Origin of the sequence: Paraburkholderia sp. RL17-380-BIE-A (assembly GCF_046028085.1) — a bacterium.
GTDB lineage: Bacteria > Pseudomonadota > Gammaproteobacteria > Burkholderiales > Burkholderiaceae > Paraburkholderia.
Genome location: NZ_JARESQ010000015.1, coordinates 59,028 through 77,771, shown reverse-complemented (window position 1 = coordinate 77,771; position 18,744 = coordinate 59,028). Strand labels below are relative to the sequence as shown.

Here is an 18,744-nt window from a genome sequence, read left to right as displayed (position 1 = left end):
TTGTGTTCGCGGCGCTATAACACGGGACTGCCTGTCCCGCTACTTCACGCGCACCGGTCTGGCGCGTTTCTCTACTGCTTGCTGTTGCTTGCTACTGCCTGCTGTTGCCTGGTGTTGCTCGGTCTTGCCTGTGCTGCTTCGCCTGTTCGCTACGCGCCCGCAGCAACCACATCACGGTGCGCCGCCCATCCCGTTCAAACAGGATGACGGCCAAGACGAAATTCGATCGCGGTGTCCTCGCTATACCCACTCGTTTGCGCCACCGACAAACCTTGCGCGCCCAACGCACTCAACCAGGTCTGATAGACGCCTTCGAGAAACGCCGGCGTCCATGCGAGCGCGTTGCCACCGAACGCCGGCAACGGCGCGCAATAGTGAACGATGCGCAGCGACTCGGGTTCGTCCGCCAATTCGACGTAGCCCCAGTCCATCTCATGCCAGTACAGGTTCAAGGTGCGCGCGAGTTCGGCGGTCGAGTCGCAGGCGGGCAGCGGATGCGCCGCCGCGAACCGGGTGCCGACGCGATGCATCAGTTGGCGCAGCTCGTCGCGACTGATCTGCGCTTCGAACTCGCTTGCCAACGCGGTGAGCATGCCGCGCCACTGCGGCGAGATTTGGCGTTCCAGCAGGTAATCGAGAATTGGAACCATGTTTTCCGGGAAATGGCCGTTGCTTCGAGCCGCTTGAAATCGGCCGCTCACGGCCGAGCGCAAAGAAAAAGTGTTATCGGGAAATCGCGTATTGCATTCGGCCTAGGTTACTTTCCTCGGGCTGTCTAGTCCGTTCACCACACTCCGAAGCAGTCTACTTAAGACATTAAGATTTAACCACTCTCCATTCGTCTGCGTATACGCGGATCCGCTTGCGATGGATGCGGATCAATGGGTAAATCTTGCTGCTTGAATTGGCTGTTCGCCGCGCGGCCAAGGATGCCCGGTAAAATTGCGTCCTTGATGTCTGCATTAACGGCTTGATTCGTCGCCTGATTGAGCTGTTTCGTTTCGTGGCAAATGCAACGTTTCGCGCCTCGTGCAGCTTCGCCGAATCGATCTCGCCGGCAATCTTCCCGAATCTTTCCATTTGCTTTCATACTCCAGGTTTTGCCCGCGCCCGTTAAGCTTGCGGACTTGTGTCTCGCTGCGTGCACCTAGCTCGTGGGTGGCACCTCAGTGGCACGTCGTCACGATGCCGTTCGATTCATTCGCTGCAAATGTTCAATCCACTTAGCATTCTTCTCGTTACCGTTCTGTCGGGCGTCATGGCAATCGCCGTGCTCGGATCGTTATGGCGCGCGGCAATTCCCGGCGTCGGCTACTGGCTGTCGGCCAACGCCGCAGCGATCGTCGCGCTGCTCGCTTTCGCCTTGCAAGGGCATGCGCATGCGTCGCAGTGGCTGACCCTGGTGGCGTCCAACGTCCTGATGGCGGCTTCGCTGCTGCTGGTGGTGGAAGGTTGCCTGCGCTTTCTGGGGCGGCGCACGCGCCCCTGGCCGGCCTACCTCGGCCTCGTCGCGGTGCTGTTCGGCATTTCGTACTGGACCTTCGCCGCGCCGAACTTCAACGCGCGTGTCGCGGTGGTGTCGGCGTATCACGCGAGCCTTTGCGTCACGCTCGCCGTCCTCATGCTGCGTGGGCGTCCTTCGAACCGGCCGCGCTACAGCTATTACTTTGTCGCCGGGGCGGCGCTACTCCTGTTTGCCGCGCATACTGCGCGCGGGTTCATGTACGGCCTCGGCTGGATGACGCAGACCAGCCTGCTGCAGGTCTCGCCGTCCAACGTCCTGTTTCTCGCGCTCGGCATTCTGGCGTCGCCGTGCCTTTCGATCGGCGTCGTGATGCTCGCGCACGACCGTCTCGCGGAACGGCTCGAACGGCTCGCCAATATCGATGACCTGACCGGCGCGCTGTCGCGCCGCGCGTTTCTGGCGGCCGGCGCCGCGCTGCTGGACGCGTCGCGGCGAAGCCGCTCGCCGTTGGCAATGGCGATCATCGACATCGACTCCTTCAAGGCCGTCAACGACCAACACGGCCACGCGGCCGGCGACCAGGTGCTGAGCCACTTCGCGACGTTCGTCGCGCGCAACCTGCGGGCGGGCGACGTGTTCGGCCGGCTGGGCGGCGAGGAATTCGGCGTGCTGTGCCCGGCCACCACCGCCGCCGAGGCGGTGAGCCTGCTGGACCGGCTGCGGACCCGCCTTGCCGCCATCGCGCCGCACGAGCGGCCGCGCGGGCTGCGCTACACGTTCAGTGTCGGCGTGGACAGGCTTCGGGGTGACGAGTCGCTGGCCCAGTTGATGGCGCGGGCCGATGGCGCGCTGTACGCCGCCAAGGCGTCGGGCCGCGATCGGGTGATGACCGCGTAGGGCGTAACGGGCCGGGGCCGGGGCCGGGATGAAGAATTTGCGGCGCTATTTGTGCGCAAGGCATAAATATTTGTCAGATGTAAGCCGATAACCAATGGCAGAGTGATCGGAACCAGGCTGATGCCCATCAATACGCTTTCCACGTCGACGCACCACTCGTCCGATGCCGGTCTACGCGATCGCTTCCACCGGCGCTCGCTCGAGCACCAGCGTCCGCTTTCCACCGTGATCATGGCGTTCACGGTGGTTGCGTTCCTGTGCTTCATCGGAGCGCGCAATCTGGTCGATGGCCCGGCTGCGCCGCTCGCGTACCGGCTCGCGTGCGCGCTGCCGCTCGCGTTGCTGGTGCTGGCGATTCCGCGCGCGAACTCAACCTGGGTATTTGGCCTGATCGGCGTCGCTTACTCGCAGGTATTGGTGGCGGGCCTCGCCATGAACATCGCCGGTGTCGCGCAACCGCTGTTGTGGGCGCTGCCGGCGATGATCGTGATACCGGTCTGCGCCGCGCCGCTGTGGCTCACGCCCACGCATTACATCGCCGGCACCGCGCTTTTCTATGCGACGGCGGTCACGCTATTGTTCGGCGAGCCGCTTGCGCATGATGTCGGCGTCGTGGTGTGGATGTGGATGGCGGCGCTCGCCGCGCCGGCTTCCGCTGTGTTTCACTTCGGCTTCTACCGGTTTCGCCGCCACCACTTTCTGCTCGAAAGCCAGCTCGCCCAACTCGCGGCGACCGACCCGCTGACCGGCCTGCAAAACCGCCGTGCCTTCGTCACGCAGGCTGAGCGCCGTCTCGACACCCTCGCGCCGGGCACGCGGATCAGCGCGATCTTTCTCGACATCGACAACTTCAAGTCCCTGAACGACCGCTTCGGCCATGCGGTCGGCGACCACGCGCTTTATCAGGTTGCCCAGGCGCTCATGGAAGAGGCCTCCGCGGACGACAGCGTGAGCCGGATCGGCGGCGAGGAATTCGCGCTGCTGCTGCGCGACGGGCTGACCGGCGCGCTGCATCTGGCCGAACGGCTGCGTCTCGCGATTGCCGCGATCGAGCGGCCGGACGGCCGTCTGACCGCGAGCTTTGGCGTAGCCGAGCATCGCGGCGGCGAAACCATCATGATGCTGCTCGATCGCGCCGACGAAGCCCTGCTGCGCGCCAAGCACTCCGGCAGAAACCGCGTGTGCGCCGAGCGCGCGCTGCCGCGCGACGCGCTGCACCGGCTTGGCGAGGACGCAGTGGGCGAGGGTGGCGCGGCGCTGCGGCGGCATCGCTGGGAGGATTACTACCTCACCTCGCATTTCCAGCCGCTCTACAGCCTGTCGCATCAGAAGCAGGTGGGCTTCGAGGCCTTGCTGCGCGGCGAGCAGGGCGACGGCACGCTGGTGTCGCCCGCGGTGCTGTTCGCGCCGAGGCCTTCCAGCGACGAAGGCGCGCTCGACCGCGCGAGTCACACCGTGCATCTGGCCAACGCGCGCGGATCGCTGCCGGACGACGCGTGGCTCTTCCTCAACATTCTGCCGGCCACGTTCATTGCCGAAGGTTATGCGGATCAACTGGCGAAGATCGTGCGGGGCGTGGGGCTCGAACCTGAACGGGTGATTCTGGAGATTCTCGAATCGCACGGCGGCAGCGTCGACGACATGTCGCGGGCGGCGGCGTTGTACCGCGAATACGGCTTTCTGATCGCCGTCGACGATTTCGGCGCGGGTCAGTCGAATCTCGACCGGCTGTTCAGAATCCGCCCGGACCTGGTCAAGCTCGACGGCGAACTGATTCGCGCGACCAGCCACGGCACCGAGCAGCCGATTCTGCCGAAGCTGGTGTCGCTGCTGCACCAGGCGGGCATGCTGGTGGTTGTCGAAGGCGTGGAGACCACCGAGGAACTGATTCTCGCCGTGGAATCGAATGTGGATTTCGCACAGGGTTATCTGCTGGGCCGGCCGGCTGCGGAGATCGCGCGGCCGGAGTCGGTGCATCGGCGCATCGACGAGGCTTTCGATGTCATCGCGCATGGCCGCGCGCATCAGCATGCGTTGTTCGAATCCGAAGTGGAGCCTTACCGGGCCGCCTTGCGCGTCGCCGCCGACGCGTTGCTGGCCGGCGTGGCCATGGAAGAAGCGTTCGCCTCGCTGGCCAGGTTCGACCGGTGCATCAGCTGTTTCATTCTCGACGACTCGGGCAGGCAGGTCGGTCTGGAAGTGCCGGGGCCAGCCTCGCGCAGTGACGGCGCCTCGCTGCACCCCGTGGCGAATCCGCGCGATGCACGCTGGGACCATCGTCCGTATTTCCGCAATGCGGTGCTGTTGCCGGGCGTCGCGGTTGCCAGTAATCCTTATCTTTCGCTCGCGAGCGGCAGGCCGTGTATCGCGGTGACGCTGGCGTTGCAGTTCGCTGCTGGGCGCTCCGTGATCGGCGTGGAGCTGGATTGGTCGGCGCTGGGGTTGCCGTGGCCTGCGAGGGAGTAGCGCGTATTCTCCCGCCGCGGGCCAGCGCGTTTGCGACCCGCGGACTCGCTCAATACCCGCCCTTTGGCGATGCCGGCGTCGCCGTCGTCTTTTTATACGACGCCGCCAGATCCGCCGCGGCGCGGCTCAGCAAACCCGTATCGGTGCCAACGGCGACGAAGGTGGCGCCCGCGGCGAGATAATCGGCGGCAATCGCCGGATCGGGGGCGAGCACGCCTGCCGCCTTGCCCGCGTTTCGCGCGATATGGATGCCGTGGCGAATCGCTTCGCGCACGCTGGCATCGCCGGGCTGGCCCAGCAGCCCCATCGACGCGCTCAGGTCCGCCGGACCAAAGAACACGCCGTCGATGCCATCCACGGCCGCAATCGCCGGCAAATTCTCCATGCCCCGCACGGTTTCCACCTGCACCAGCACGCACAATTCGTCTGCCGCAGTGTTCAGGTAATCCGGTATCCGGTTCCAGCGCGATGCGCGCGCCAACGCACTGCCCACGCCGCGAATGCCTTGCGGTGGATAGCGGGTGGCCGCGACTGCTTCGGTGGCCTGCTCGGCCGTGTCGATCATCGGCAGCAGGAGCGTTTGGGCGCCGATGTCGAGCAACTGCTTGATCAACGCCGTGTCGCTGCGCACCGGACGCACCACCGGATGGGAGGCATACGCGGCCACCGCCTGCAACTGGGCCAGCGTGCTGCGCACGTCGTTCGGCGCATGCTCGTTGTCGATCAGCAGCCAGTCGAAACCGGCGGTGGCCAGCAGCTCGGTGACGTAGGCGTCGGCGAGCGCGGCCCACAGGCCGAATTGCGGTTTGCCTTCGGCGAGGGCGCGCTTGAAAGGGTTTTGCGGTGTGGGCATGTCGTTACCAACTCAAACGAAACTCGAACGAAACACAAACGAACTCAAATGAAGTTCAGGCCGATTCCGCCCAACGGGCCGTAGTCGACGTGAAACGTGTCGCCCGCGCGCGCGGCGATCGGGCTGGTGAACGAACCGCTCAGGATCACGTCGTTCGCGTTGAGCATTTCGTCGTATGGGGCGATTTTGTTGGCGAGCCACGCCACGCCGGTGGCCGGATGATTCAAAACCGCGGCCGCCAATCCGCTTTCTTCCACCGCGCCGTTCCTGTAAAGCAACGCGCCGACCCAACGCAGATCGACATCCATTGGACGCACGGGGCGGCCGCCCAACACGATGCCCGCATTCGCCGCGAAGTCCGAGATCGTGTCGTAGACCTTGCGCGGCGCTTTGGTGTCGCGGTCGAACTGTTCGATGCGCGCGTCGATGATCTCCACGGCAGGCGTCACGTAAGCGGTCGCGTCCAGCACATCGAACAGCGTCACACCAGGGCCCTTCAACGGCTTGCTCAATACGAACGCCAGTTCCACTTCCACGCGCGGCGCGATGAAGCGGTCCGCGCGAATATCCTGGCCATTCTCGATGAACATGCTGTCGAGCAGCGGCGCGTAGTCCGGTTCGTCGATCTGCGAGGAGCGCTGCATGGCGCGTGAAGTGAGGCCGATTTTGCGGCCTTTGATCACGTGGCCTTCGGCGAGTTTGAGTTTCACCCACTCGCGCTGGATCGCGTAGCCGTCCTGCACCGTCATCTGCGGATAAGCGGCGGAGAAGTGACGCAGTTGAGTACGCGTTTTCTCGGCATGGTCGAGTTGCGCCGCGAGGTCGCGGATAGTCTGTTCGTCTAGCATGGTGGAGTCTCGATGAGGCGCTATTCAGCCTTCAGGCGTACGTGCAGGTTGTTGTGTTTCCACGTGCCGGCTTCGCTGAACTCATTGATCTCCAGCGACAACGCGAGGCCGTGCTGTTCGAATTCAGCGGCGAAGTGCTGTTTGATGAGCGCGAACAAAGCGTCGCCGGTGGCCTTTTTCACGGCTTCGGAGCGGCCCGCGCCGATCTTCAGGTTCGCATGCAGGAAGGCCGCGTCGGCGCGCCCGTCGGCGATGCAGTACTGCTCGCAGCGCAAGGCGCGCACGCGGATGCCGCCGAGCGGATAGACCCGCTGTTCGTTCTCGCGCTGCGTGTCGAGGCTATGCGCGAGCGCGTTGCACAGTTGGCCGATGCTTGCGTGATCGGCGAGATTGGCGCTGTATTCGAGTGTGAGATGCGGCATGGCGGGCTCCTTCTTTGCAACTCAGGCGGGCAGCGGCGTAACCGGGAAGATCGCGTTGATCTGGCCGGTGCCCGAACTGCCGAAGTACGGCGTGACGACTTCCACCTTGCCGTCGTAGCGATCCCAGCCGAGCGCGCCGAGCAGCATGGCGGTGTCGTGCATGCCGCCTTCGCCCCAGCATTTCTCGTTGTAGAGCGGCAACATCTCGCAGAAGGTCTTCCAGTCGCCGGCTTCCCACAACTCGACCACCTTGCGGTCCATCAGTTCGAGAAACGGATTCCACACCTTGTGCATGAACTGCTCGGCCGTACCGTTGTTCGCGAAGTGGTGGCTAAGCGACCCGCTTGCCAGAATCGCGACGGTGCCGTCGTAACGCTCCTCGATCGCCTTGCGCACCGCGAGGCCGAAACGCGCGCTCGTGGCGAGGTCGTGCCACACGCACCAGCCCGCTACCGATACGGCCTTGAAATGCTGATCCGCATTCATGTAGCGCATCGGCACCAGCGTGCCATATTCGAGTCCGAGTGTGGTTTCGCTATGCGCGCGGCTCTTCACGCCCATTTCATTGGCGACTTCCGCGATCAGATTGCCGAGTTCGACGTTGCCCGGACACGCATAAGGCATGTTCTTGATGAAATGCGGCAGTTCATTGCTCGTGTACACGCCCTCGAACTTCGGCGCGCAATTGATGTGGTATTCGCTGTTCACCAGCCAATGCACGTCGAACACGACGAAGGTATCCACACCCAGTTCGCGGCAACGCCGGCCGATTTCATGATGGCCGTCGATCGCCGGCTGCCGGCAGCCCTTATGCGGACCGTCGAGTTCGGACAGATATAACGACGGGACGTGCGTCACTTTTGCTGCCAATGCGAGCTTGCCCATCAAACCCCCCAGCGCGGAATATGATGCGAGCCGAGCGATACGCAGACGTTCTTCGGTTCGAGGAACACTTCATAGCTCCAGGTGCCGCCTTCGCGACCCACGCCGGATGCCTTGGTGCCGCCGAACGGCTGGCGCAGATCGCGCACGTTCTGGCTATTGACGAAGCACATGCCGGCTTCGACAGCGGCTGCGACGCGCAGCGCGCGGCCCGTGTTCTCGGTCCAGATGTAGCTCGACAGGCCGTAGGAGATGTCGTTGGCGAGCTTGATCGCGTCGGCTTCGTCGTGGAACGGAATCAGGCAGGCGACCGGGCCGAAGATTTCTTCCTGCGCGATGCGCATGCGATTGTCGACATCGACGAATACGGTGGGTTGCACGAAATTGCCTTTGCGCATGGCGTCGGGCAACTCGGGCATAGCAAGGCCGCCGCAGGCGAGCGTCGCGCCTTCTTTCGGACCCAGTTCGATATAGCTGCGCACCTTAGCCAGATGGCCCTTGCTGATCATGGGGCCGACAATGGTGCTCTCGGATAGCGGATCGCCCACGGTCAAACGCTTCGCGCGCTCGATGAAACGCTCGGCAAAACGTGCGTATATGGAGCGCTGCACGAGAATGCGCGAACCCGCCGTGCAGCGTTCGCCGTTGTTCGAGAAGATCATGAACACGGCGGCGTCCAGCGCGCGCTCGAAATCGGCGTCGTCGAAAATCACGAACGGCGACTTGCCGCCGAGTTCCATGGAGAACTTTTTCAGCCCCGCGGTTTGCACGATGCGGTTGCCGGTCGCCGTCGATCCGGTGAACGACACGGCATGCACGTCCGGATGCGCCACGAGCGGCTCGCCGGTTTCCTTGCCGAAGCCGTGCACTACGTTCAGCACGCCGGCCGGAATGCCGGCTTCGAGTGCGAGGTTGCCGAGCATCGAGGCCGTGAGCGGCGACAGTTCGCTCATCTTCAACACCGCCGTATTGCCGAACGCGAGGCAGGGCGCGACTTTCCATGTCGCGGTCATGAACGGCACGTTCCACGGCGAGATCAGCGCGCAGACGCCGACCGGATGAAACAGCGTGTAGTTCAAATGCGTATCGGTCGGATACGTATGGCCGTCCACGCGCGTGCACATCTCGGCGAAGTAGCTGAAGTTGTCGGCGGCGCGCGGCACGAGTTGCTTGCGCGTCTGCGAGATGGTCTGGCCGGTGTCTTTGGTTTCCGTTTCCGAGATCTCCGGCACATGCTTCGCGATCAGTTCTCCGAGCTTGCGGACCAGCTTCGCGCGTTCCGCGGCGGGCTTGCCGGCCCATGCGGGAAACGCGTTTTTCGCGGCGCGCACGGCGGCGTCGATTTCTTCCGCACCGCCCCGGGCCACCTCTGCGAGCACGTCTTGCGTGGCCGGGTTGACGGTCTCGAAGTAGTCTTTTGCGGCGCTGGCTTTACCGTCGATCAGGTGTTCGATTCGCATTGGCTTGTCCCATGTAAAGCATGTCGATCATGCGCGGTTGAAGTCCGCGTCGGATGCGATCGTATTGACGAGACGGCCAAGGCCGTCGATTTCGCAGACCACTTCGTCGCCCGCATTGACGTTGACAATGCCTTCCGGCGTGCCTGTCAGGATCACGTCGCCGGGCGCGAGGGTCATGAAGCTGCTCAGGTATTCGATCAGCGCCGGAATATCGGTGACGAGATCGCGCGTGTTGCCGTGTTGCTGGCGCGTGCCGTTCACGAACGTGCGCAACTCCAGTTGCGTGACGTCCTCGACATCCGCGGCGTCGACGAACCAGGGGCCCAGCACCGTGCCGCCGTCGCGATTTTTCACGCGCAGGTTGGGGCGGTAGTAGTTTTCCAGGTAGTCGCGAATCGCGTAGTCGTTGGCGATCATGTAGCCGGCCACATGCTGCATGGCGTGCTCGCGCGTGACGTTGCGCGCGGTTTGTCCGATCACAACAGCGAGTTCGCACTCGTAGTGCATGAAGGTGACGTCTGCAGGGCGGCGCGTCGTGCCGCGATGACCGAGCACCGTGCCCGGTCCCTTGAGAAACACGAGCGGCTCCTCCTGTTTGCTGAACTGCAACTCCTTTGCATGCTCGGCGTAGTTCAAACCGAGCGCGAAGATCGTGCCGACTTCGATCGGCGCAAGCCAGACCACTTCATCCTCGCGACGCACGCGGCCATCGGCGAGACGCACGCCATCAGCATCAGGATACGCTTCGTGAATCGCGCCTGCATACGCAACGCGGCCGCGCATCATGGCTGTTCTCCCCGTTGTGCTTCGGCGGCGACGAACGACACCGTGAGCGGCGGCATTGCACCGATCGACATGGTGGCCGTGTCGCCGATATGCGCGACCGGCGAACCGTGCGGCACGCCGAGCGTGATGACGTCGCCCGCGCTGAGTGTCATGAAGTCGGTCACGTCCGCGAGCAACTGCGCGACGTTGCGCACCGACGACGCAGTGTTCGCACTGAAACTCGCGCCATGGTTAAGCGAAACGTTGATCGGCAACGCGTCGGGCGCCGGTATATGACGCGCTGCAACCACGGCCGGTCCGACGACGCAGAAGCCGTCGCGCGCCCGAAATCGCACCGACGGCCGGTACACGCTCATATGCGGCACGCTGAGATCGGCGACCAGCGTGTAGCCGGCAATGTAGTGCCATGCCTGTTCCGCACTAACGCGTGTTGCAGTGCGGCCGATCACGACGCCGAGCGACGCGCCGACTTCCACGCCCAACGCATTGTCCGGCACGACGACACGCGCGCGATGCCCGGCAAGCGTGTTGCGCGGTTTCAGATAGAGTACCGGCGCTTTGGGCGGCGTTTTATACGGGGCGGCGTGCATCGCATCGCCCAACGCCGCGAGCGCGGCACGGTCGTTCAGCAAGGTTGCGTAGACAGCGCCGCCAACCGGCGCGCGGCACGCCATGCCGCGTGCGAGCAGCGCGGCCGCGGCGCTTGCATCCACGTCGCGGGGCAGCGCCTCGCCTTCGGGATGCAGCAGGTGATCGGCAAGTGCAAACATATTCGACCTGTCTCTTGGCAAAAACACTAACATGTTAGTAGTATTGCGCTTGATATGATCCACGGTCAATAGCCTGTCGGCTGATCGCGGGTTTTCCCTTAAGTTTCGACGGCTGTTCTTTATCCTCTTTCACTATGTCCGCTTCCGCCTCGACCCGAGTTCTGCACCGCAACCTGCCAATGTTGCTGCTGCGCGCCAGAGAAAAAATGATGGAGCGTTTTCGCCCATTGATTACCGCGCATGGATTGACCGAACAGCAGTGGCGCGTGATTCGCGCGCTGAATGAACACGGTCCGATGGAACCGCGCCACATCTCCGATATCTGCACGATTTCGAGCCCGAGCATGGCCGGCGTGCTCGCGCGCATGGAGAGCATGGAACTGGTGACCAAGGAGCGCTTCGCGGAGGATCAGCGGCGCGTGCTGGTCTCGCTGACGGATACGAGCCGGGAACTGGTGCGCGTGATTTCCAGGGATCTCGAGGCGCATTACCGCGAGCTGGAGCGCAAGGTGGGAGCGGAGATCGTCGAGCGCGTGTATCGCGCCGTGGACGATCTGCTGGCCGGTCTGGAGGAAGAGGACGAGTGAAGTAGCGGTTCAGCGGCTCGGCGGCTCGGCGGGCGAGCCGCGTGCGGGTTTTACCAGCCCTGAAAGCGTCTCCATTCCACGCTGTCGCCGTCCGGTGTAACCGCGTGGTACTCGGGATACTGCGCGCCGGTCGCACACGCGTGATTCGGCAGGATGCGCAGTTTCATGCCGATCGGAAAGCGTTGCGTGATGTCGCCTGCGGTGTGAGGGGTCTCTCCAGTCGGGGAAAGAATGCCGTGTTCCTGATTGGCGCCGCTGATCAGATAGCCGGGCAGCGGCGTGCCGTTCAAGAGACACGGCTGGCCGTAACCGAAATCGTGCGATTGCTTCGACGTGCCGCGATCGCGGCTCATCGCCATCCAGCCCGCGTCGAGAATGGCCCAGCCCTTGTCCTCCTGATGACCGATCACGGTGGCGAGCACGCTGAGCGCGATGTCGTCGAGCGCGCACACACCGACGTTGTGCATGACCAGATCGAACAGCACGTACACGCCGGCGCGCACTTCCGTGACGCCGTCCAGTTGCGTGGCGGCAAGCGCGGTCGGTGTCGAGCCGACACTCACCGCCGGGCATGCAATGCCGGCTTCGCGCAGCCGCTGCGCGGCGCGCACGCAGCCCGCGCGCTCCTGTTCCGCCAGTGCCGCTAGCGCCTCGGGCGTGTCGAGTTCGTAGCTGGAGCCGGCATGGGTCATCACGCCGCCTACCTTGACGCCGTTCTCATGGAGAATGCGGCCAACCTCAAGCAAGCTGTCCTGTTCCGGCGTGATGCCTGAGCGGTGCCCGTCCGTGTCCACTTCGATCCAGACCTCGAAGGTTTCGCCGTGCTGGTCGCCGAAGGCGGCAATGGCGGCAGCCGCAGTCGGATTGTCCACCACGAGCTTCAGATCGCACCCCTGGCGGCGCAGCGCGAGCGCTCGCGGCAACTTGGAAGGCGCCATGCTGACGGCGTAAAGAATGTCGCTGACACCCGCGGCAAAGAAAGCCTCCGCCTCCTTCAAGGTTGAAACGGTGATGCCGCGCGCGCCCGCGGCGATCTGTGCACGGACCACGTCGATGCATTTGGTGGTCTTCACGTGCGGACGAAACGCAACGCCGAGCGTGTTCATATGCCCCTGCATCCGCGCGATGTTCTTCTGCATCCGCGCAATGTCGATCAACGCGGCTGGGGTTTCGATCTGGTCGAGTTTCATGCTTTCACCGGGAAAATGGAGTCATGCAAGGTCATGCTGGTTCGCGCCGAAGCGCGCGAGCCACGGGACGAGCGAGTCGAGCGTCGGCGCTTCGATCTCGGGCGGCTGCGCACCGCTGACGAGCGGCAGGCCGACGCGGTTGTGCCAGTAGGTGCGCAAGCCGACGGCGGCCGTGCCGAACATGTCGTAGCTTGAGCCGGCTACGAATGCGGCTTCGTGTGCCGCTACGCCCAGTTTTTTGAGCGCGAGGCGGTAGGGCAGCGGGTCGGGTTTATACATGCCGGCTTCTTCGGCGGTGACGATGGCGTCCCAGCGAACCGGCAACAGGTTGGCGGCTTGCGTGCCGAGGCGCGCGGAACAGTTGGTGACGATGGCCAGCTTGCAGTGCGGCGCAAGCGTTTGCAACGCGTCGAGGGCGCCGCTCCACGGCGCAAGCGTCAGCCAGTCCGCCTCGAGCGCGAGCGCCGCGGATTCGGGCAGGCCGACTTGTGCGGCGGCTTCGCGCACCAGTTGTTCATACGCAATGTAGCGGCCGCAGCCGTAGGTCAGGCGCAGATACGCGGCGCGCCATGCGCGGCCCGCCTGTTCGGAACCGGCGGCGCGATTCCATGAGGTCCAGGAGTCGAGCAGGGCGGTCAGGAGGTCGAACAGGACCGCTTTGGGATAGGCGGCGGGCGCGGAAGCGAGAGTCATGATCTAACCGGCAAGAAACGGTGAGCTGATTATAGAGTTTGATCCGCGTGGCGACGTTCAAATGGGCTAACTCATAGATTCAGTCAGACTGAATGCTTCATGCGTGACTTCGCTCGATCGGAGCGCGACACTCATCGCCGCCAGGGCGGCTGCGGCCTGAACCTGCTCTGCAAATACTGCATGAAATGGCGGGTGCGCGCCGGCAGCCCCGTTCGCTGATGCGTGAGCGCGATGACGTCGGCAGCGGGCGCTTTCCATTCCAGCAGCAAACGGATGAGCCTGCCCTTGGCAAGGTCGTCGGCCACGTCCCATTCGGAACGCAGGATCACGCCGCGGCCTTCGCATGCCCATTGGCGGATCACGTCGCCGTCGTTGCAACTCAGGTGGGCGGATACGCGCACGCTGCGACGCGTGCGGCCTTTGCTGAACTGCCACAGCGAGACGTCTTCGTTATTCTCGCGCAGCACGATGCAGGGCAGTTTGCTCAAATCGTCCGGAGAGTCCGGCGTGCCCATTCGCTTGATCAATGCCGGCGCGGCGCAGACGAAACGCGCATTCGGCGCAATCGTGTAGCCGACCAGGTTCGACACCGGCAACTCGCCGATATGCACGACGATATCGAAACGGTCGGTTGTCTCGGTCAACGGGCGGTCGGAGAGCGTGAGCGCGATGTCGACATCCGGATGTTGCTGTTGAAACTCGGCAATCGCGGGTGCGAGGTGCCGCCGTCCGAACCCCAGCGGCGCGTTGATTCTCAGCGTGCCGACGAGCCCGCCGCGGCGCATCTGCAAATCCTCGAACAGCGCGTCGAATTGCTGGACGAGCTCGGCGCCGCGTTCGCATAGCAACGTGCCTTCTTCCGTGAATTGCAGGCGGCGCGCGGAGCGGTTCACCAGTTGCGCGCTCAGTTTCTTTTCGAGTTGCTGAAGGCGCTGGGTGACCGCGGAGGGCGACAACCCCAGCTTTCGCGCCGCGGCGATCAGGCTGCCGTTTTCGCGCAGTGTCAACAGGAAACGGATATCGGCCGAGTCGTTCATGGCAGCAACGTTTGAGTTCGCAAATCTGGCAGCTTAAAGTGTTTGAATGCGCGCTTCCAGTTGGACTTGCGCATGCGCCGGCGAGTGCAGCCTGGTTTGCAAGGTAAAGTGACGCTTCTGTCACCCGGTAGGCGGCACGAGCCGCTAAAGTGCGCGTTTGCGCCGATTTCCGGTTACTTTCATTTGAAGAGAAGTCCAAATGCCGTTGTCCAATGGGCCGTCGAATGGCCTGTCAATCGATGCCGCGCAGAACAGCGCCTTGAAACAGGCGGTGTTTCTGCACACGGGCTGGCGTAGTGCGGGAACGTGGGTCTGGTCGCGTCTGCGCGAACTCGAGACCGTGACTGCCTTCTATGAACCGCTCAGCAATGTGCTCGCGGACCTGAGCCTCGCCGACGTTTCCGCGTCGCGTCCCACGCTGACTTCCGGGCACCCGCCGCTTGCCGCGCCGTACTTTGAAGAATACCGGCCATTTTTGCAGGAGAGTACCCGCGGTGTGGCCGGATACCGGAGGGGCTTCAGTCTCGATCGTTTTGCAAGCGAGCCGGACGCGGCGTTTGCCCCTATGCAAGCCTATTTGCACAATCTGTGCGAGCGCACCATCGAACAGAGCCGTGTGCCGGTTTTAAAGTTTTGCCGTTCGTCAGGCCGTCTGCCCTGGCTGAAGCAGGCTTTTCCGCGGGCCATGCACGTGGGCGTGTTGCGCAATCCGGCGTCGCAGTTCGCATCGGGATGGTTGCTCAGCCGGCAATGGAGCAATCCGTTTTTCGTGGCTGCGCCGTTTCGTGTGCTGGGGCTGAATCAGACGGATCCGCTGGTAAAGCAGGCTATCGAAATCTGCGGCGTGAGTTTGCCGCCTGCCGCGCCCACGTCGGAAGACGCTTATGCAGCGGCTTGCGAGCACTATGCGCGCACGGCGGAAGGCAATAACGCGTATCGGGCATTCGTCGCGTTGTGGATTCTTTGTGCGTTGCGCATGGCAGACGGCGTCGATCTGCTGGTCGACATCGACCGGCTTGGGGCCTCGCGCGACTACGCGCTGGAATTGAGCGCGGGGTTCGAAACGCAAAGCGCTTTGTCGCCCGACTTCGGCAACGCACGCGACCTGGTTGAAGAGACGCGTCGCAGCGTCGCACGCATGAACGGAATCGATGGACGAGCCATGCGCACGGTGCATTCCGCCGCGCTCAAATTCCTCAAGGCGCATGCCGGGCCTAACGCCGCCTTCGTGGAAGTGATCCGCGAGAAGATGGTGCTCGCCAACGAATTGACCGACGCATGGCGCTGAGCATTCGCCGCGCGCGGTGACCGGCACCGAACGCGGCGAGGCGGGCTCGCCGCCCGCCGCCTAGGCGGCCGCCGAAACGGCCGCGCGCAAACCCAGCAGGTAACTGTCGACCCCAAAGCCGCAAATCTGTCCTTTGACGATTTCCGCAAAGACGGATTGATGCCTGAACGCTTCGCGCGCGTGGATGTTCGACATGTGGACCTCCACCACCGGCACCGTCAAGATCGCCAGCGCATCACGAATGCCGTAGCTGTAATGCGTCCATGCGCCGGCGTTGATCATGACGCCGTCGGCGTTGTCCGTGAAGGCCTGATGGATGCGCTCGCACATGGCCGCCTCGCTGTTGGTCTGAAAGCTCTCGACCTGGACGCCCAGTTCCTTACCCAATGCCTGCAAGCTGCTATCGATCTCGGCGAGCGTCACCGTGCCGTATTGCACGGGGTCACGCTTGCCGAACATATTGTGATTGATGCCGTGGAGCATCACGAACGTTTTCATGGAGCTTCCCTCGCGTGACGGAGCTAGTGGTGTGGGCGGCGCGACGTCAATGGGCCGCGGCGATTGCGGGCGTCGTCTCGATCGCGAGGCCCGTGTCCGCCGCTGCGGCGATCGCCTCGGTAATGCGCAGGTTCTGCAGGCCGTCGCTGGCGCTGACGAGCGGAACTGCTTCTCTTCGAATGACACGCACGAAATGGTCGAGTTGAAGCTTGAGCGGATCGTCGCGGGTCATGTCGGCGACGCCGGTTTCGAAGGGTTTCCACCACGAACGATCCGCGGCTTCCCGATAGGTCTTCAGCCGCATGGTGGGCACGGCGAGCGAGCCGAAAGTGCCCGCGATCACATAGCAGTCTTCATCCGGATACGAAGGGTAAGCCTTGTTTTCCTGCGAGGTCTGTTCCCAACTGCGAGCGCTTGCCGCCGTGTCCGACAGCATGAAGCTGCCGAGCGCGCCGCTCGCGAAGCGCAGGTTGATCGCCACCGTGTCTTCGACTGGAAAGCCGCGCGTCGCGTGCGAGGAAAACGCCTGCACGGCGACGATATCGCCGCATAGCATGCGCAGGTTGTGCACCTCGTGGATCATGTTGAGCAGAATCGGCCCACCGCCCGGCTGGCGCCGCCATGGTGCGTCGGAGAAGTACTGGTCCGGTTTGAAAAAGACCGCGCTGCCCATCACCGCCACCAGTTTGCCGAGCCGGCCTTCGTCGATCAGTTGCCTTGCGCGGGCCATGATCGGACTGTGCGCGCGATGATGCCCGATCAGCAACGGCACGCCGCAGAGCTCGACCTCGCGGACCAGCGCCTCGGCGGCGTCGACCGTGGGCGCTATCGGCTTTTCGAGGAGCGTCGGCACGCCGGCCGCGAGGCAGGTCAACGCGTGCTCTACGTGCAACTGGTTCGGTGTGGCCAGAATCACGCCGTCCGGACGATCCCGTTCGAGCAGTTCCTCGAGCGTCCGGTAAAGCGGAACGCCGGCCTGCAAGGCGAGCGCTTGTGCCGCCGACGACGGATCGACGATCGCCGACAGCGTGCATGTGCCGCTCTGCTGCGCGACAGCCATGTGCGCGCGGCCGATGTAACCCGCGCCCGCTACGGCGATCCGAATCCGGTTCATGGGCGAATTCCTCCGAGGGTCGGGAGCGCGCGATTACGCGAGTGCTTTCTTCGCTTCAGCCATGGTCTCGGCGCGCATGCGCTCATAGCTGAGCTTGTCGATCGGCACCGCATTGGGTTCGCCCAGATCGCTCAGCTTGACGCGGTAGTTCTCGCGTGCGCTCCATGCGGTCACCGCTGCAATGATGGTGATGCCGAAGGTGATCGCGCCGATGATGAGCGGCACGTTGTGCGATCCTGGCGGCGCGACATAGGCAAACAGCGCGGGCAGCAGGGCGGTGATCGTCGTGCCGATGTTCTGGCCGATGGCCATGGCGGAGACCCGTGAGCGGGTCGGGAACAGTTCCGGATAGAAGCTTGGAAAAGTGGCGTTATACCCTTGATAGATGATGCCCCACATGAGGATCGACATGACCATGGCGAGCGGCACGTTGCGGATGCTGATCGCGTAGAGGTAGCCGAACGAGAGCAGACCCGCGCCGAGCGCGCCGACGATGATCGGCAGGCGCCGGCCGATCCGGTCGGACAGATTGCCCACATAGGGAATCACCAGCACGGCGACGATGTTGCCGATCACCGGAATCCACAGATAGACGCTCTTGGAAAAACCGATGCCGTACGAAGCCTGCACCGCGTAGGCCGCGCCGAAGATCGTGGCAACTACCGGGATCACGTTCATCAGCGAACAGCCGACCACGCGCAGCATATCGCCCCAGTTGTAGCGGAAGGCTTCGACAATCGGCGATTTGGGCACGTTGCCGCTCTCGTCTTCCTTGGCGAAGGCGGGCGTTTCGTGGACCTCGCGGCGAATGATGTAGCCGGCAATCAGCACCACCGCGCTCAACAGGAAAGGAATGCGCCAGCCCCACGAGTTGAACGAGCTCTCTTCCATGTAATACGCGAGCGGCAGGAATACCGCGGCGGCGAGAATCTGGCCCGCCTGCACGCCTTGCAGCGTAAAGCTCGCGTAATAGCCGCGCCGCCCGAATGGTGCGTGTTCGAGAATCATCGAACTCGCGCCCGAGATTTCACCGGCCACCGCGAAGCCCTGAATCAGGCGAAACACCACCAGCAGGGCGGGGGCGAGCAGCCCTACCTGATGATAGGTGGGCAGGAAGCCGACCGCCATCGTCGAGATGCCCATCAGGAACATGCAGACGAGCAGGACGTTCTTGCGGCCGTGGGTGTCGCCCCAATGCCCGAGCACGAGCGCACCGATCGGCCGCGCGACGTAACCGACGCCATACGTGGCGAGCGAAGCCACGATCGCGATCTTCGGATTGCCCGAAGGAAAGAACAACTGCGGAAAGATCAGCGCCGCTGCCTGCGCGTAGATGAAGAAATCGTAGTACTCGAGCGCCGAGCCGATCCAGCCGCTGGCGGTTGCCTTGCGAGCCTGCGAGCGGTGCTCATGGCCTCCCGCCGATGTATTCGTTTCCATGTCGTCTCCTGAACAGAAATGTTTTGATCAGCTTCTACGGCTGATTCA

The 18,744-nt window shown here is 63.6% G+C and carries 19 protein-coding genes; 4 read left to right on the top strand and 15 right to left on the bottom strand.

Annotated elements, in window-relative coordinates; translation table 11 throughout:
• Nucleotides 1-194: 194 nt before the first annotated feature.
• Together bcsD and P0D68_RS24510 are read right to left on the bottom strand one after the other, a co-directional pair.
• Nucleotides 195-650 carry a cellulose biosynthesis protein BcsD gene (gene bcsD, locus P0D68_RS24515; protein ID WP_408181990.1) on the bottom strand — a complete coding sequence of 152 codons (456 nt, stop codon included), beginning with the start codon at nt 648-650 and terminating at the stop codon, nt 195-197.
• Nucleotides 651-823: 173 nt separating this feature from the next.
• Nucleotides 824-1,090 (bottom strand): hypothetical protein, encoded by a 267-nt coding sequence (locus P0D68_RS24510; protein ID WP_408468759.1) that lies wholly within the window; start codon nt 1,088-1,090, stop codon nt 824-826.
• A gap of 120 nt (nt 1,091-1,210) precedes the next feature.
• On the opposite strand from P0D68_RS24510, the gene P0D68_RS24505 reads away from it, so the two are divergent.
• Together P0D68_RS24505 and P0D68_RS24500 are read left to right on the top strand one after the other, a co-directional pair.
• Nucleotides 1,211-2,362 carry a GGDEF domain-containing protein gene (locus P0D68_RS24505; protein ID WP_408300792.1) on the top strand — a complete coding sequence of 384 codons (1,152 nt, stop codon included), beginning with the start codon at nt 1,211-1,213 and terminating at the stop codon, nt 2,360-2,362.
• A gap of 120 nt (nt 2,363-2,482) precedes the next feature.
• Nucleotides 2,483-4,828, top strand: coding sequence for an EAL domain-containing protein (locus tag P0D68_RS24500; protein WP_408300790.1), 2,346 nt, complete (start codon nt 2,483-2,485; stop codon nt 4,826-4,828).
• Nucleotides 4,829-4,877: 49 nt separating this feature from the next.
• Here the strand turns inward: P0D68_RS24500 and hpaI are convergent, their stop codons facing one another.
• From hpaI to P0D68_RS24465, 7 genes are read right to left on the bottom strand one after another with little or no spacing between them, the layout of a single operon-like run.
• Nucleotides 4,878-5,681 carry a 4-hydroxy-2-oxoheptanedioate aldolase gene (gene hpaI / locus P0D68_RS24495; protein WP_408181984.1) on the bottom strand — a complete coding sequence of 268 codons (804 nt, stop codon included), beginning with the start codon at nt 5,679-5,681 and terminating at the stop codon, nt 4,878-4,880.
• A 44-nt stretch (nt 5,682-5,725) separates the two neighbouring features.
• A complete protein-coding gene (gene hpaH / locus P0D68_RS24490; RefSeq protein WP_408300788.1) occupies nt 5,726-6,529 on the bottom strand; it encodes a 2-oxo-hept-4-ene-1,7-dioate hydratase in 804 nt (267 codons plus the stop codon).
• Nucleotides 6,530-6,549: 20 nt separating this feature from the next.
• A complete protein-coding gene (locus P0D68_RS24485; RefSeq protein WP_408300786.1) occupies nt 6,550-6,951 on the bottom strand; it encodes a 5-carboxymethyl-2-hydroxymuconate Delta-isomerase in 402 nt (133 codons plus the stop codon).
• Between the two features lie 21 nt (nt 6,952-6,972).
• On the bottom strand, nt 6,973-7,836 hold the full coding sequence (hpaD, locus tag P0D68_RS24480; protein ID WP_408181979.1) for a 3,4-dihydroxyphenylacetate 2,3-dioxygenase: 864 nt from the start codon (nt 7,834-7,836) through the stop codon (nt 6,973-6,975).
• A complete protein-coding gene (hpaE, locus tag P0D68_RS24475; protein WP_408300784.1) occupies nt 7,836-9,293 on the bottom strand; it encodes a 5-carboxymethyl-2-hydroxymuconate semialdehyde dehydrogenase in 1,458 nt (485 codons plus the stop codon). The genes hpaD and hpaE overlap by 1 nt, the downstream gene beginning before the upstream one ends.
• 27 nt (nt 9,294-9,320) lie before the next feature.
• A complete protein-coding gene (locus tag P0D68_RS24470) occupies nt 9,321-10,079 on the bottom strand; it encodes a fumarylacetoacetate hydrolase family protein (RefSeq protein WP_408300782.1) in 759 nt (252 codons plus the stop codon).
• Complete coding sequence (locus tag P0D68_RS24465; RefSeq protein ID WP_408300780.1) at nt 10,076-10,849, bottom strand: fumarylacetoacetate hydrolase family protein; 774 nt, start codon at nt 10,847-10,849, stop codon at nt 10,076-10,078. Before P0D68_RS24465 ends, P0D68_RS24470 begins: the two co-directional genes overlap by 4 nt.
• 179 nt (nt 10,850-11,028) lie before the next feature.
• On the opposite strand from P0D68_RS24465, the gene hpaR reads away from it, so the two are divergent.
• Entirely contained in the window at nt 11,029-11,436 is a 408-nt protein-coding gene (hpaR, locus tag P0D68_RS24460; protein WP_408300778.1) for a homoprotocatechuate degradation operon regulator HpaR, read from the top strand.
• A gap of 50 nt (nt 11,437-11,486) precedes the next feature.
• On the opposite strand, the gene P0D68_RS24455 is transcribed toward hpaR, so the two are convergent.
• The 3 genes from P0D68_RS24455 to P0D68_RS24445 form a co-directional block, all read right to left on the bottom strand.
• Nucleotides 11,487-12,626: a DSD1 family PLP-dependent enzyme gene (locus P0D68_RS24455; protein WP_408300776.1), complete on the bottom strand. Its 1,140-nt coding sequence runs from the start codon at nt 12,624-12,626 to the stop codon at nt 11,487-11,489.
• Nucleotides 12,627-12,647: 21 nt separating this feature from the next.
• Nucleotides 12,648-13,319, bottom strand: coding sequence for an HAD family hydrolase (locus P0D68_RS24450; protein WP_408300774.1), 672 nt, complete (start codon nt 13,317-13,319; stop codon nt 12,648-12,650).
• A 131-nt stretch (nt 13,320-13,450) separates the two neighbouring features.
• The gene (locus P0D68_RS24445; RefSeq protein ID WP_408300772.1) at nt 13,451-14,356 is read right to left on the bottom strand and encodes a LysR family transcriptional regulator; all 906 of its coding nucleotides are present in this window, start codon (nt 14,354-14,356) and stop codon (nt 13,451-13,453) included.
• A 199-nt stretch (nt 14,357-14,555) separates the two neighbouring features.
• On the opposite strand from P0D68_RS24445, the gene P0D68_RS24440 reads away from it, so the two are divergent.
• Complete coding sequence (locus P0D68_RS24440; protein WP_408300770.1) at nt 14,556-15,644, top strand: hypothetical protein; 1,089 nt, start codon at nt 14,556-14,558, stop codon at nt 15,642-15,644.
• A 60-nt stretch (nt 15,645-15,704) separates the two neighbouring features.
• On the opposite strand, the gene aroQ is transcribed toward P0D68_RS24440, so the two are convergent.
• The 3 genes from aroQ to P0D68_RS24425 are packed head-to-tail and all read right to left on the bottom strand — an operon-like array spanning nt 15,705 to nt 18,696.
• Nucleotides 15,705-16,142 (bottom strand): type II 3-dehydroquinate dehydratase, encoded by a 438-nt coding sequence (gene aroQ / locus P0D68_RS24435; protein WP_408300768.1) that lies wholly within the window; start codon nt 16,140-16,142, stop codon nt 15,705-15,707.
• A 46-nt stretch (nt 16,143-16,188) separates the two neighbouring features.
• A complete protein-coding gene (locus P0D68_RS24430; RefSeq protein WP_408300767.1) occupies nt 16,189-17,256 on the bottom strand; it encodes a Gfo/Idh/MocA family protein in 1,068 nt (355 codons plus the stop codon).
• A gap of 33 nt (nt 17,257-17,289) precedes the next feature.
• Complete coding sequence (locus tag P0D68_RS24425) at nt 17,290-18,696, bottom strand: MFS transporter (protein WP_408181956.1); 1,407 nt, start codon at nt 18,694-18,696, stop codon at nt 17,290-17,292.
• Nucleotides 18,697-18,744: the final 48 nt, after the last annotated feature.